Raw genomic sequence first — 13949 nt, forward strand, 5'->3', positions numbered from 1 at the left:
TTAGTTGGCCTCGTCCGCAGGGGCTTCGCTGACCGTCGGGGTTACCCCGGGCTTGATCCACCAGGTATCGATCCCGATGTCGTACTTGGGCGAAACATCCGGGTGGCCGATGTGGTTCCAGTAGGCCACGCGCCAGGTCTTGATGTGCCAGTTGGGGATCACGTAGTAGCCCCACAGCAGCACCCGGTCGAGGGCGCGGCAGTGGTCGACCAGGCTCTGGCGCGAATCGGCGTTGATCAGCTCTTCCACCAGTTGGTCGATAGCCGGGTCGCGCAGGCCGATGAAGTTGCGGCTGCCGGGGTTGTCGGCGGCGGCGCTGGACCAGAACTCGCGCTGCTCGTTGCCCGGCGAGTTGGACTGCGGGTAGCCGCCAACGATCATGTCGTAGTCACGCGAACGCAGGCGGGTGATGTACTGGGAAACGTCGACCCGACGGATGTTCAGGTCGATGCCGAGGTCGGCAAGGTTACGCTTGAACGGCAGCAGGATGCGTTCGAACTCGGTTTGTGCCAGCAGGAACTCGATGCTGACCGGTTTACCCTGCGCGTCGACCATCTTGTCGTCGACGATTTTCCAACCGGCTTCCTGAAGCAGCTTGTAGGCCTGGCGCTGTTGCTCGCGGATCATGCCGCTGCCATCGCTGACCGGGTTCTTGAAGGCCTCGGTGAAGACCTGTTCGGGGACTTTGCCACGCAGCGGTTCGAGGATCTTCAACTCGCTGGCGCTGGGCAGGCCCTGGGCGGCCATTTCCGAGTTGTCGAAGTAGCTGCCGGTGCGGGTGTAGGCGCCGTTGAACAGCTGTTTGTTGGTCCACTCGTAGTCCAGCAGCAGGCTCAGGGCCTGGCGCACGCGTATGTCCTGGAACACCGGGCGGCGGATATTGAAAATGAAACCTTGCATGCCGGTGGGGTTGCCGTTGGGCAGCTCTTCCTTGATCAGGCGGCCGTCGCGCACGGCGGGCACGTTGTAAGCGGTGGCCCAGTTTTTTGCACTGACCTCCAGCGCGTAGTCGAACGCCCCGGCCTTGAGTGCTTCCAGCGCGACAGTGGTGTCGCGGTAGGCGTCGAACGTCATGGCATCGAAGTTATAGAACCCGCGGTTGATCGGCAGGTCCTTGGCCCAGTAATCCTTGACCCGCTCGTAGCGCACCGAGCGCCCGGCTTTTACATCGGCGACCTTGTACGGCCCGCTGCCCAGCGGGATTTCCAGGTTGCCGCGGTTGAAGTCGCGGTTTGCGTACCAGTGCTTGGGCAGCACTGGCAGTTGGCCGAGAATCAGCGGCAGCTCGCGGTTACCCTTGTGCTTGAACGTGAACAGCACCTTGAGCGGGTCTTCGGCGACCACCTCGGCGACGTCGGCATAGTACTGGCGGTACAGCGGCGCACCGTCCTTGATCAACGCGTTGAAGGTGAATACCACGTCTTCGGCACGCATCGGGTGGCCGTCGTGGAAGCGCGCTTCGGGGCGCAGGTAGAAGCGCACCCAGCTGTTGTCGGGGGCCTTTTCGATCTTGCCGGCCACCAGGCCGTATTCGGTGAACGGCTCGTCCTGGCTCTGGCGCATCAGGGTGTCGTAGATGATGCTGATGTTCTCGGCCGACACGCCTTTGTTGATGAACGGGTTGAGGCTGTCGAAGCCGCCGAAGCTGGACTGGCGGAAGGTACCGCCCTTGGGCGCATCCGGGTTGACGTAGTCGAAGTGCTTGAAGTTGGCGGGATACTTGGGGGGCTCGTCATACAGGGTGAGCGCGTGTTGCGGTGCGGCCAGGGCGGGAAGGCTCAGGCAGGCGAGCAACAGGCTGCCTGCCAGCCGGCGCAGTGGGTGCGTTGGCGTCATTGGGCTTTCTCCGAAGTCTTGATCCACCAGCTGTTCAGCCCCAGGGTGTAGGGCGGCGTGGTGACGAAGGCGAACCGGTTGCGGTAGGCCAGGCGATGATTGTCGAGGTACCAGTTGGGGATCATGTAGTACTGCCATGAAAGCACACGGTCCAGGGCGCGGGCGGCGGCGATCTGGTCGTCGCGGGTACGCGCAGCCAGCAGGGTGTCGAGCAGGTGGTCGACCACCGGGTCCCTGACCCCCGCATAGTTCTTGCTGCCCTTGGTGGCGGCCTGGCTGGAATGGAAGTACAGCCACTGTTCGAGGCCGGGGCTAAGGGTCTGGTTCAGGGTCATCAGAATCATGTCGAAATCGAACTGGTCCAGTCGTTGTTTGTACTGGGCGCGGTCCACGGTGCGCAAGCGCGCATCGATGCCGATGCTGGACAGATTTTCGACATAAGGTTGCAGGATGCGTTCAAGGTTGGGGTTTACCAGCAGCAGTTCCATGCGCAGCTGCTGGCCCTTGCTGTCGACCAGGCGCTGGCCATTGAGCTTCCAGCCGGCCTCGGCAAGCAGGCCCAGGGCCTGGCGCAGGGTCTGGCGGCTGATGCCGCGGCCATCGGTCTGGCTGACCTTGTAGGGTTCGCTGAACAGCTTGGCCGGCAGCTGGTCGCGGAACGGAGCCAGCAACAACCATTCCTTGCCGGTGGGCAGGCCGCTGGCGGCGAACTCGCTGTTGGGGTAAAAGCTGGTCGAGCGACGGTAGGCGCTGCTGAACAGGGCGCGGTTGGTCCACTCGAAGTCGAGCATCAGCCCCAGCGCCTGGCGCACCCGTGGGTCGCTGAAGGTGGCGCGGCGGCTGTTCATGAAAAGGCCCTGGGTTTGCGTCGGGATCTGGTGCGGGATCTGGGCCTTGATGACCTCGCCACGGCGCACGGCCGGGAAGTTGTAGCCGTTGGCCCAGTTCTTGGCCTGGTGCTCGATATAGATGTCGAATTCGCCGGCCTTGAAGGCTTCGAAGGCAACGGTGGCGTCGCGGTAGAACTCGTACTCCACGCGCTTGAAGTTGTACTTGCCACGGTTGACTGCCAGGTCCTTGCCCCAGTAGTTCTTCACCCGCTCGAACACCAGCCGGCGGCCGGGCTGAACTTCGGTGATGCGGTAGGGGCCGCTGCCCAGCGGTGGCTCGAAGGTGGTCGCCTTGAAATCGCGCTTTTGCCAGTAGTGCTTGGGCAGCACCGGCATCTCGCCCAGGCGCAGGATCAGCAGCGGGTTGCCGGCGCGCTTGAACACGAAGCGGATACGCAGCGGTCCGAGGATGTCCACCCGTTGCACTTCCTGCAGGTTGGTGCGGTAGATCGGGTGGCCGTCCTTGAGCAGGGTGCGGTAGGAAAAGGCCACGTCTGCCGAGGTGATCGGCTGGCCGTCATGCCAGCGGGCTTCCGGGCGCAGGTTGAACACGACCCAGCTGCGATCTTCGCTGTACTCCACCGAGCGGGCGATCAGGCCGTAGCTGGAGGTCGGCTCGTCGCCGGACGGGTCGTACTGGCCGGTGCCGACCATCAGTGGCTCGTTCAGCTCGCTAATGCCGTATTGCTGGAAATTGGGCGTGGTAATCGGGCTCGACCCCTTGAAAGTGTAGGGGTTGAGGGTATCGAACGTACCAAAAGCCATGGCCCGCAAGGTGCCGCCTTTGGGCGCTTGCGGGTTGACCCAGTCGAAATGGGTGAAGGTGGCTGGGTACTTGAGCGTGCCGAACTGCGCGTATCCGTGGCTTTCGCTCACCATCGCGGCTGCGGGAAAGCTCAAGGCCAGGCTGAGTGACAGCAGGAGGGGACGTATCAAGTCGGCATCCGATCCAGAGGCGTTGGGCTTTGATCGGGGTACAGTAACAGCTTGGTGGGGTTGGAAAAAGAGAGCTGCAAGCTTCAAGCTTCAAGCTGCAAGAAAAAGCGGGGCGCATGCGATTTGCTTTGTTCTTGCCGCTTGTAGCTTTTCAGCTTGTCGCTTTCAATGCGAGAGGTAGACGGTCAGGGTCTGGCCTGGCTTGAGGGCGTGGCCGCTGCGCGGGTTCCAGCGCTTGAGGTGCTGCATTTCCACGTTGAAGCGCTTGGCCACCAGGTACAGCGAGTCGCCCTTGCGTACCTTGTATTGCGTGGAACGCTTACCGGATGCCGCCACCCGGTTGCCAGCGGCGCTCGGTGCACTGCCACCGCGCAGGGCCAGTACCTGGCCGGCGCGCACGCTGTTGCCGGACAGGCGGTTCCAGCGTTTGATGTCCTTGACCGACACGCGGTTGGCCTTGGCGATGGCACCCAGGTTGTCGCCACGCTTCACCCGGTAGCTACGCGCTGCAACCGGCGCCTGGGCCTCGGCCACAGCGCGGGCGAACACCGCCTTGTTCGGCTGCAGGCTCACCAGTTGCTCGGGCTTGAGGTTGGACAGGCTGTCACTCAGCAGTTGCGCCTTGGCGGTCGGTACCAGCAACTGTTGCGGGCCGTCCACGGTCATGCGCTTCTTGAAGGCAGGGTTGAGCTGGATCAGCTCGTCTTCGTCGATGTTGGCAAAGGCTGCCACCCGTGACAGGTCGAGGCGGTCGTTGATCGCTACCGCCTCGAAGTAGGGTTCGTTGGCGATCGGGTTCAGGTTCACGCCGTAGGCTTCAGGGGTGAGCACCACCTGCGACAGGGCCAGCAGCTTGGGCACGTAGTCGCGGGTTTCCTGTGGCAGCGGCAGGTTCCAGTAGTCGGTTGGCAGGCCGAGTTTTTCGTTGCGCTCCATGGCGCGGCTGACCGTGCCTTCACCGGCATTGTAGGCGGCCAGAGCCAGCAGCCAGTCGCCGTTGAACATGTCGTGCAGGCGGGACAGGTAGTCCAGTGCCGCGTTGGTCGAGGCGGTGACGTCGCGACGACCGTCGTAGAAGTTGGTCTGGCGCAGGTTGAAGTGGCGGCCGGTGGACGGGATGAACTGCCACATGCCCGCCGCGTGGGCGCGCGAGTAGGCCATCGGGTTGTAGGCGCTTTCGATGGCTGGCAGCAGCGCCAGTTCCAGCGGCATGTCGCGCTCTTCAAGGCGCTCGACAATGTAATGCAGGTAGAGGCTGCCACGCTCGCCGGCGCTTTCGATGAAGCTCGGGTTGCTGGCGAACCACAGGCGTTGCTGCTCGATACGCGGGTTGACGTCGATGCCATCCTGCAGCGCGAAGCCCTGGCGCATGCGCTCCCAGACATCCTGCGGTGCCTGCTCGGCCGGCTTGACCAGCAGCGGTGAAGGTTTGTGCTTGATCCGCGCCTGGTAGTTGTGCGCGCGAACGCTTTCGGATTCGTCGAGCTGACGGGTGCTCTGGCAGCCCACCAAGGTGGCGGCCAGGGCCAGCGCACTGATTTGGGCCAGGCGCGTCAGGGCGACGGAATGAGAGGTTCTGCGGCTACGGGAAGACATCGGCTGACACAGGTATCCGGGCGAAAAATTTCGGCGATTCTAGAAACCGCTCCGGACCTGGTCAACCTTTGACCATCACTTGCGATATATCTTGCGGTTATCAGAAGGTGTCCTTCCAAGACCTCAAGGCAGCAAAAACAGTGACCTGCGAGTCGTTTGGATGTCCCTTCCATTCGTCTGCTTTTTGTTTAACTAATGTTTCAGAGGTGCGCAGGAAGGGGTTGGTCAGCCGTTCCAGGCCAATGGTTGATGGCAAGGTGATGCGATTGTCGGCGCGCAAACGGGTAACGTCCTCGAACCGCTTTATAACGTGCGGGTTGGTGGGTTCCACCGCCTTGGCAAAACGCAGGTTGCTGAGGGTGTATTCGTGGGCGCAGTACACTTCTGTTTGCGCCGGCAGCGCCGCTAGCCGGGCGAGGGCGGGTTGCATCTGTTCGGGTGTACCCTCGAACATGCGACCGCATCCGGCGGCGAACAGGGTGTCGCCGCTGAACAGCACGGGCGTTGCCGGCTGGTCGCTGAAAAACGCGATATGCCCCAGGGTGTGGCCGGGTACTGCCAGCACCTGGAAGGTTACGCCCAGCACGGTAACCTGATCGCCTTCGTCCAGCGCCAGGTCGCGGCAGGGGATACGTTCGTGGGCCGGGCCGCAGACACGCGCATCGGTCAGTTGCTTGAGCCGTTCCACGCCGCCGACATGGTCGTTGTGGTGGTGGGTAATCAGGATATCGCTGAGCACCCACTCGGGATTGGCCGCCAGCCAGCGTTCCACCGGGCCGGCGTCACCTGGGTCGACCACCGCGCAGCGGCGTTTGGCAGTATCCTGTAACAACCAGATGTAGTTGTCGGAGAAAGCGGGGAGAGCATCGATCTGTATCATGGTGCGGATCCGATTCGCCTAGCGTGGGACATGAGGGCATCTTAGCCGCGATGGCGCGGTGCGAGAACCTTCGAGGGAGAGCGCAATGACCGACCAAGCCTTTGCCCAGGCCGACCCGGACTGGGTCAAGCTTATCAGCCTGGCCCGTGAGTGGTTCAACGGCCCACTCGGCCAGCTGATGCTCAAGGAGGAGGAAAAACTGCTGGAAGAAGAGCTGGGCCGCTTCTTCGGCGGGTACCTTGTGCATTACGGGCCTTGTGCCGAGCCGCCACCGAGCGCGCCCCAGGTGCAGCGCAACGTGCGCCTCGGCGCGCCGCTGCCTGGGGTGGAGATTGTGTGCGAGGAACAGGCCTGGCCGCTGAGCGAGCATGCTGCCGACGTGGTGGTGCTGCAACATGGCCTGGATTTCTGCCTCTCGCCCCATGGCCTGCTGCGCGAGGCCGCCAGCGCCGTGCGCCCGGGCGGGCATCTGCTGATTGTCGGGATCAACCCGTGGAGCAGCTGGGGCATGCGCCATTTCTTCAGCCACGGGGCGTTGCGCAAGGCCCGCTGCATCTCGCCGTCGCGGGTGGGGGACTGGCTCAACCTGCTGGGCTTCGCGCTGGAGAAACGCCGCTTCGGGTGCTATCGTCCGCCGCTTGCCTCACCGGCCTGGCAGCAACGCCTGGAGGGCTGGGAACGGCTGGCAGGTGGCTGGCAAAGCTCGGGTGGCGGCGTGTACCTGCTGGTGGCGCGCAAGATGGTGGTCGGCCTGCGGCCGCTGCGCCCGGAGCGCCGCGAACCGATGGGCAAGTTGCTGCCGCTGCCGCTGGCCAAGGTCAACCGCACGGCGGTGAACCCTGATACTGAAAAGCACTGAACATGAGTGGTACATGAGCGAAAGCGTCGAGATGTTTACCGATGGTGCCTGCAAGGGCAACCCCGGCCCGGGTGGTTGGGGCGTCCTGATGATCTACAAGGGCGTCGAGAAGGAACTGTGGGGCGGCGAACGTGACACCACCAACAATCGCATGGAGCTGATGGCCGCGATCCAGGGGTTGATGGCGTTGAAGCGTGAATGCGAAGTGGTGTTGACCACCGACTCGCAGTACGTGATGAAGGGCATCAACGAGTGGATGGTCAACTGGAAGAAGCGCGGCTGGAAGACGGCGGCCAAGGAGCCGGTGAAGAATGCCGACCTGTGGCAGCAACTGGATGAGCAGGTCAACCGCCACAAAGTGACCTGGAAGTGGGTGCGCGGCCATATCGGTCACCCCGGCAACGAACGCGCCGACCAGCTGGCCAACCGTGGCGTGGACGAAGTGCGCGCCCAGCGTTGAGCTGGGGTACAATTGCCGCCTTTGTAACTGATGCAAGTTGGAGCGCCCCGCGTGGAGCAGCAGCAAGATAAGCGGTTCGTCATTCTCGATACCGAAACCACGGGTATGCCGGTCAGCGAAGGCCACCGGATCATCGAGATCGGCTGTGTCGAAGTCATCGGCCGGCGCCTGACCGGGCGGCACTTCCACGTTTACCTGCAGCCGGACCGCGAGAGTGACGAGGGCGCGATCAACGTCCACGGCATCACCGATGCCTTCCTGGTCGGCAAACCGCGCTTTGGCGATGTAGCTGAGGAGTTCTTCGAGTTCATCCAGGGCGCTACCCTGGTCATCCACAACGCGGCGTTCGACGTTGGCTTCATCAACAACGAATTCGCCTTGCTCGGCCAGCACGACCGTGCGGACGCTTCGCAGTATTGCACCATCCTCGATACCCTGCTGTTGGCACGTTCGCGTCACCCGGGGCAGCGCAACAGCCTCGATGCGTTGTGCAAACGCTACGATATCGACAACTCGGGCCGTGAACTGCACGGCGCACTGCTCGACTCGGAACTGCTGGCAGACGTCTACCTGGCGATGACCGGTGGCCAGACCAGCCTGTCGCTGGCTGGTCATGGGGCAGACGCCGAAGGTGACGGGCAGGGGGCTGTAGGTAGCGAGATCCGCCGGATTACCGGGCGTGCGCCGGGGCGGGTGATCATGGCCAGTGCCGAAGAGCTGGAGGCGCATGCCGAGCGCCTGGCGGCCATTGCCAAGTCGTCGGGTGGGCCTTCCATGTGGCAAGCCTTGACCGAGACACCTGCTGGTTGATTCTTAGCCTGTACCGGCCTCTTCGCGGGCACGCCCGCTCGCACAGGGATCTCACAAAGCCTGAGCAAGTGGGGTTCTTGTGGGGGCGGGCGTGCCCGCGAAGAGGCCGGCCCTGAAAACACAGGTTCAACTACCCTGAAATGGACGCCCTGTCCTTCGGAGGTAGCCACCTGATGTACAAGGACCTCAAGTTCCCCATCCTCATCGTCCACCGCGCCATCAAGGCTGACAGCGTCGCCGGCGAGCGCGTGAGGGGCATTGCCGAGGAACTGCGCCAGGACGGCTTTGCCATCCTCGCTGCCGCCGACCACGCCGAAGCGCGGCTGGTCGCCGCCACCCACCACGGCCTGGCCTGCATGCTGATCGCCGCCGAAGGCGCCGGCGAAAATACCCACCTGTTGCAGAACATGGCCGAGCTGATCCGCCTGGCTCGCCTGCGTGCACCCAACCTGCCGATCTTCGCCCTGGGTGAGCAGGTCACCCTGGAAAACGCCCCTGCCGAGGCCATGAGCGAGCTCAACCAGCTGCGCGGCATCCTGTACCTGTTCGAAGACACCGTACCGTTTCTTGCCCGCCAGGTGGCGCGTGCCGCACACACCTACCTCGATGGCCTGTTGCCGCCTTTCTTCAAGGCGCTGGTGCAGCACACCGCGCAATCCAACTATTCCTGGCACACCCCGGGCCATGGTGGTGGCGTGGCCTACCATAAAAGCCCGGTAGGCCAAGCCTTTCACCAGTTTTTCGGGGAAAACACGCTGCGCTCCGATCTGTCGGTTTCGGTGCCGGAGCTGGGGTCGCTGCTTGACCACACCGGCCCCTTGGCTGAAGCCGAGGCCAGGGCTGCCCGCAACTTTGGCGCCGACCATACCTTCTTCGTCATCAATGGCACCTCTACGGCCAACAAGATCGTCTGGCACGCCATGGTCGGCCGTGACGATCTGGTGCTGGTGGACCGCAACTGCCACAAGTCGGTGGTCCACGCGATCATCATGACCGGCGCCATTCCGTTGTACTTGTGCCCAGAGCGTAACGAACTGGGCATCATCGGCCCGATCCCGCTCAGCGAGTTCAGCCCTGAGGCGATCCAGGCGAAGATCCAGGCCAACCCGCTCGCCCGTGGCCGGGCGCCGCGTATCAAGCTGGCGGTGGTGACCAACTCCACCTATGACGGCCTGTGTTACCACGCAGGGCTGATCAAGCAGACCTTGGGCAGCAGTGTCGAGGTGCTGCACTTCGACGAGGCCTGGTTTGCCTATGCGGCGTTTCATGACTTCTTCACCGGGCGTTATGCCATGGGCACTGCCTGCGCGGACGATAGCCCGCTGGTGTTCAGTACCCATTCCACCCACAAGCTGCTGGCGGCGTTCAGCCAGGCTTCCATGATTCATGTGCAAGACGGGGCCAGGCGCCAACTGGACCGCGACCGCTTCAACGAAGCGTTCATGATGCACATATCGACCTCGCCGCAGTACAGCATCCTTGCTTCGCTGGACGTGGCCTCGACCATGATGGAAGGGCCGTCCGGGCGCTCGCTGCTGCAAGAAATGTTCGACGAGGCACTGAGCTTTCGCCGTGCCCTGGCCAATCTGCGCGAACACATTGCCGCAGATGATTGGTGGTTCAGTATCTGGCAGCCGCCGAGCGCTGAAGGTATTCACCATCTGCAAGCGCAGGACTGGTTGTTGCAACCCGGCGCAGAGTGGCATGGCTTTGGCGAGGTGGTGGACGACTACGTGCTGCTCGACCCGCTGAAGGTAACCCTGGTGATGCCGGGCCTTAGTGCGGGTGGTGTGCTGGACGAGCACGGTATCCCGGCAGTGGTGGTCAGCAAGTTTCTCTGGGAGCGGGGGCTGGTGGTGGAAAAAACCGGCCTGTACAGCTTTCTGGTGTTGTTCTCCATGGGCATCACCAAGGGCAAGTGGAGCACGTTGCTGACCGAGTTGCTGGAGTTCAAGCGCCACTACGATGGCAATACTGCCCTGAGCAGCTGCTTGCCGAGTGTGGTGGCCGCCGATGCATCACGCTACCGGGGGATGGGCCTGCGCGACCTGTGCGACCAGTTGCATGGCTGCTACCGCAGCAACGCCACGGCCAAGCAACTCAAGCGCCTGTTCACGCGCTTGCCAGAGGTGGCCGTGAGCCCGGCCCAGGCCTATGACCAGATGGTGCGTGGAGAGGTGGAGGCGGTGCCGATCGAGGTACTGCTGGGGCGTGTGGCGGCAGTCATGCTGGTGCCGTACCCGCCTGGCATTCCGTTGATCATGCCGGGGGAGCGGTTCACCGAGGCGACCCGCTCGATACTCGACTACCTGGCCTTTGCCCGGGCGTTCAACCAAGGGTTTCCCGGTTTTGTCGCCGACGTGCATGGCCTGCAGAACGAGAGTGGTGGCTACACCGTGGACTGCATCAAGGAATGCGAATGATCTCGACACCGGAGCGTGCCAGTTCGAAACGGTTTTCACCCAGGTGGTTGACCTTGTCGCCGATGGCCAGACGGTAAGTGGTGATGGGGGCGCCCAGCGTGCTGCCGTCCAGTTGCAGGGTGGACTCCTGGAACTCGTGCACGGGGTAGATACGGCCTTCGGCATCACGGGCGTGGAATTGGCCGACCATTACTGCTGCCATTTGGGTGGAAACCTCTGAATTGCGTAGGAAATGTATGCAGGAATAGACCGTGGAACAACCGCGGAAGTTTTCGCCTTGCACAAAAAAAAACGAAGCGCCGAGGAACGGTCATCTATAACTACAACGTCCCTTTACCCAGCACAGGATGGAAATTGCCATGAGCCAGGTGTATTCGGTAGCGGTTGTCGTCGGCAGCTTGCGCAAGGAGTCCTACAACCGTAAGGTCGCCCGCGCACTTTCGGAGCTGGCGCCGTCCAGCCTAGCCCTGAAGATTGTCGAGATTGGCGATTTGCCGTTGTACAACGAGGACGTCGAGGCCGAAGCGGTGCCCAAGGCGTGGGAGCGTTTTCGCAAAGAGATCCGCGACAGTGATGCCGTGCTGTTCGTCACGCCGGAATACAACCGCTCGGTGCCGGGTTGCCTGAAAAATGCCATTGATGTGGGCTCGCGACCCTACGGGCAAAGTGCATGGAGCGGCAAGCCGACGGCGGTGGTGAGTGTGTCGCCGGGGGCCATTGGCGGCTTTGGTGCCAACCATGCCGTGCGTCAGTCGTTGGTGTTCCTGGACATGCCTTGCATGCAGATGCCTGAGGCCTATATCGGCGGCGCAGCAAGCCTGTTCGAGGACTCGGGCAAGCTCAACGACAAGACCCGACCGTTCTTGCAGGCGTTTGTCGACAAGTTTGCTTCGTGGGTGAAGTTGAACAGGGCGGTTTGATACCTGCTCATCCGGGGCTGATTTCATTGGGGCCGCGTAGCGGCCCCTGCTGTTTAGCGGAAGCTGTAGGAAACGCCTGCATACACGCCAAACCCTTCGCCTGGTGTCAGGCGGGCTTTATCATTTTCAGTGGTAACGGTGGCGATAGGTGATACCGTCGCCGCATAGCGCTTGTTGGTCAGGTTGCGTAGATCCAGCCAGGTCTGCCAGTCCTGCTTCGGTGAATCCCAGCCAAGGCGCGCGCCGAGCAAGGCATATTCATCGGCGTGGTAGCTGTTGGCGTAGTCCACCTGCACTTTGGACGCCATCTGAGTATTCACCCCTGCATAGAACCCGCTCGGCCAGTCATAGCGCAATTCGGCCTGGTAGTAGTGCATGGGGATGCCCGGCAGGCGGTTGTCACCGAACGTGTCGTCATCGCGGTAGTGGCAGTCACTGAAGGTGTAGGCCTGGCGCAGGCTGAGCCTGCCGGTGCCGCTGCGTTCCCACAGGGTACTGTCCAGGCCCGCTTCCACGCCTTGGTGCACGGTGGCGCTGGCGTTGAACTCCTTGGCAGGGGCGCCTTGCACGATTTCCACCGCCAACAATTCATGGCGAACCTGTGAGTAGTACCACGCCAAATCCCAATGCCCGAATGCCGATTCGCCGCGTGTGCCCAATTCCAGTGTGGTGGCCGTCTGGTTTTGCATTTCGATCGGTTGGTTGGCTGTGGGCGCACTCCAGATCAGGGCCCAGGGATGCGGCGGCTCTACCGAGCGGCTGAGGTTGCCGTACACCTGCAGGTCTGGGCGGACGTCGTAGCGCAACCCCAGGCGAGGGGCATAATCCCAGTCATGCATGCTTACCTTGCCGCCTTCGGCAGGGTAGGTCACGTCACTCTCGCGGCGGGTGTAGATCATCGCCAGGCCGGTGGTCAGCCACAGGTTGGGGGCCAGTTCCAGGTCGTTGCCGGCATGCAGCACGGTGTCCGAGCCCTGATAGGTGAAGTCGCGGGTGCGTGGACCGAACACGTCACCACTGCGCGCGAACTGTGACGCGCCACTGTTGGGCAGGTGCTTGGTAGTACGCCAGCCGACGGTGGTTTTGCTCTCGTGGCCGAACAGGGTGTCGCGGCGCGAGTAGTTCAGCGTACCGCTGACATCGGTGTAGGCCACCTTCAGGCGCATCGGGCCTTCACGCAGGTCCATCGGGTAGTCGTGGTAGACCAGCCCGGCTTCCAGGCGCGCATCGTCGTCGAGGTAGAAGGTGGTCTTGTTGGCGACCCAGGTGCTGCTCGGTTGCGGGCGGCTGTCGTCGCGGGCCAGGTAGGCCGGGTTGGCCACGCGTGGGTGGTGCTTGATCTGGTCCTTGGTCAGGCGCCCGGCCAGTTCGTTTTCGGTTTCTCGGTAGCGCAGGTAAAAGCGGGTTTCCAAGTTGGGGTTGAAGCGGTAGCCGATGTTGGCGGCGATGCCTTTGGCGCTGCCGCTGCTGTGTGCCTGGTAGCCGTCATATTCGGAATCGGTCAGGGCCACGTAGTAGTCGAGGTTGCCCAGTACCTGGCCGGAGCTGATATGCCGGTGCTGGTAGCCACGGCTGCCGACCTCATAGCGCACTTGCAACGGCGCGGCGTCGTAGCCGGTGTGGGTGACGTAGTTGATGGCGCCGCCGAGCGCCAGGGCGCCTTGGTCGAAGCCATTGGCGCCGCGCAGCACTTCGGCGTGGCTTAGCCACAGCGGTTCGAACAGCTCATAGGGCGTGCCGCCCGGGCCGGTCAAGGGCAGGCCGTCGAACATTGTATACACCCCGGAGCCGTGGGCACCTGGCGCGCGGTTGATGCCCGAGCCGCGGATCGACAGCTTGATGCCGTCGTTGCCCGCAGATTGGGCGAACACCCCTGGCTGGTAGGCGAGCACGTCCTGGTTGCTGGCCACCCGGCCTTGCCCCACGCGCTGCATATCCACCAGGTTGCTAGCGCCTGGTATTTCACGCAGGCGTTCGCCGGCTGCCGTCAAGTCGTTCTGCTCCTCATCGGTGATCAGCACCTGGCCCAGTTCGACCGAGGATGCCCCCAGGGTGGGCTGGGCGGCAGTCAAGGCAGCCAGCAAACCGAGGCAGGACGAGAGGGGTAAATCGGAACGCATTGTACGACTCCAGGTGAAAGGCGAATGGACAACGGCGTTGAGACGAGCGAAATGCCGCCCGGAGCACGAAGAAAGTCAGCAAATCTTGTGCAGCCTTCGTCAGACGGTTTTGTACGAAAGTTCATTACAAGCCGCAGCAGTGGAGCGATGCGGTATGCGCTTCGTAAGGTGACTGCAGATCGGCAGCGATGCCTCGCTCAATCACCCGTGGAGTACAAG

Annotated in this window: 11 protein-coding genes; 5 read left to right on the forward strand and 6 right to left on the reverse strand. The window is 62.8% G+C overall.

Annotated features, from left to right (window positions below; all coding sequences use genetic code 11):
- The 4 genes from ACF8R4_RS24200 to gloB all read right to left on the reverse strand — a co-directional run bounded on the left by ACF8R4_RS24200 (position 1) and on the right by gloB (position 6138).
- Positions 1–1836, reverse strand: a complete 1836-nt coding sequence (locus tag ACF8R4_RS24200; RefSeq protein ID WP_392493622.1) for an extracellular solute-binding protein — start codon at positions 1834–1836, stop codon at positions 1–3.
- Positions 1833–3662: an extracellular solute-binding protein gene (locus ACF8R4_RS24205; RefSeq protein ID WP_200928651.1), complete on the reverse strand. Its 1830-nt coding sequence runs from the start codon at positions 3660–3662 to the stop codon at positions 1833–1835. Before ACF8R4_RS24205 ends, ACF8R4_RS24200 begins: the two co-directional genes overlap by 4 nt.
- A gap of 165 nt (positions 3663–3827) precedes the next feature.
- The gene (locus tag ACF8R4_RS24210; RefSeq protein ID WP_060497826.1) at positions 3828–5258 is read right to left on the reverse strand and encodes a lytic transglycosylase domain-containing protein; all 1431 of its coding nucleotides are present in this window, start codon (positions 5256–5258) and stop codon (positions 3828–3830) included.
- 100 nt (positions 5259–5358) lie between these two features.
- Positions 5359–6138, reverse strand: coding sequence for a hydroxyacylglutathione hydrolase (gene gloB, locus ACF8R4_RS24215; protein WP_060497825.1), 780 nt, complete (start codon positions 6136–6138; stop codon positions 5359–5361).
- Between the two features lie 85 nt (positions 6139–6223).
- Here gloB and ACF8R4_RS24220 point away from each other — a divergent pair, with 85 nt between their 5' ends.
- From ACF8R4_RS24220 to ACF8R4_RS24235, 4 genes are all read left to right on the forward strand, one after another.
- On the forward strand, positions 6224–6997 hold the full coding sequence (locus tag ACF8R4_RS24220; protein WP_016711610.1) for a class I SAM-dependent methyltransferase: 774 nt from the start codon (positions 6224–6226) through the stop codon (positions 6995–6997).
- 13 nt (positions 6998–7010) lie between these two features.
- Positions 7011–7457 carry a ribonuclease HI gene (rnhA, locus tag ACF8R4_RS24225; protein ID WP_060497824.1) on the forward strand — a complete coding sequence of 149 codons (447 nt, stop codon included), beginning with the start codon at positions 7011–7013 and terminating at the stop codon, positions 7455–7457.
- Between the two features lie 51 nt (positions 7458–7508).
- Complete coding sequence (gene dnaQ / locus ACF8R4_RS24230; RefSeq protein WP_060497823.1) at positions 7509–8267, forward strand: DNA polymerase III subunit epsilon; 759 nt, start codon at positions 7509–7511, stop codon at positions 8265–8267.
- Positions 8268–8440: 173 nt separating this feature from the next.
- Positions 8441–10690 carry an Orn/Lys/Arg decarboxylase N-terminal domain-containing protein gene (locus tag ACF8R4_RS24235; RefSeq protein WP_104835430.1) on the forward strand — a complete coding sequence of 750 codons (2250 nt, stop codon included), beginning with the start codon at positions 8441–8443 and terminating at the stop codon, positions 10688–10690.
- Here the strand turns inward: ACF8R4_RS24235 and ACF8R4_RS24240 are convergent.
- Positions 10674–10892 carry a hypothetical protein gene (locus tag ACF8R4_RS24240; protein ID WP_016488235.1) on the reverse strand — a complete coding sequence of 73 codons (219 nt, stop codon included), beginning with the start codon at positions 10890–10892 and terminating at the stop codon, positions 10674–10676. The two genes, ACF8R4_RS24235 and ACF8R4_RS24240, sit on opposite strands and share 17 nt — an antisense overlap.
- A gap of 157 nt (positions 10893–11049) precedes the next feature.
- On the opposite strand from ACF8R4_RS24240, the gene chrR reads away from it, so the two are divergent.
- Positions 11050–11610 (forward strand): class I chromate reductase ChrR, encoded by a 561-nt coding sequence (gene chrR / locus ACF8R4_RS24245; RefSeq protein WP_104834297.1) that lies wholly within the window; start codon positions 11050–11052, stop codon positions 11608–11610.
- A gap of 53 nt (positions 11611–11663) precedes the next feature.
- Here chrR and ACF8R4_RS24250 read toward each other — a convergent pair whose 3' ends face one another.
- Positions 11664–13730, reverse strand: coding sequence for a TonB-dependent receptor family protein (locus ACF8R4_RS24250; RefSeq protein WP_392493624.1), 2067 nt, complete (start codon positions 13728–13730; stop codon positions 11664–11666).
- Positions 13731–13949 lie beyond the last annotated feature (219 nt).

It is taken from the genome of Pseudomonas sp. FYR_2, assembly GCF_043106425.1.
Classification (GTDB): domain Bacteria; phylum Pseudomonadota; class Gammaproteobacteria; order Pseudomonadales; family Pseudomonadaceae; genus Aquipseudomonas; species Aquipseudomonas monteilii.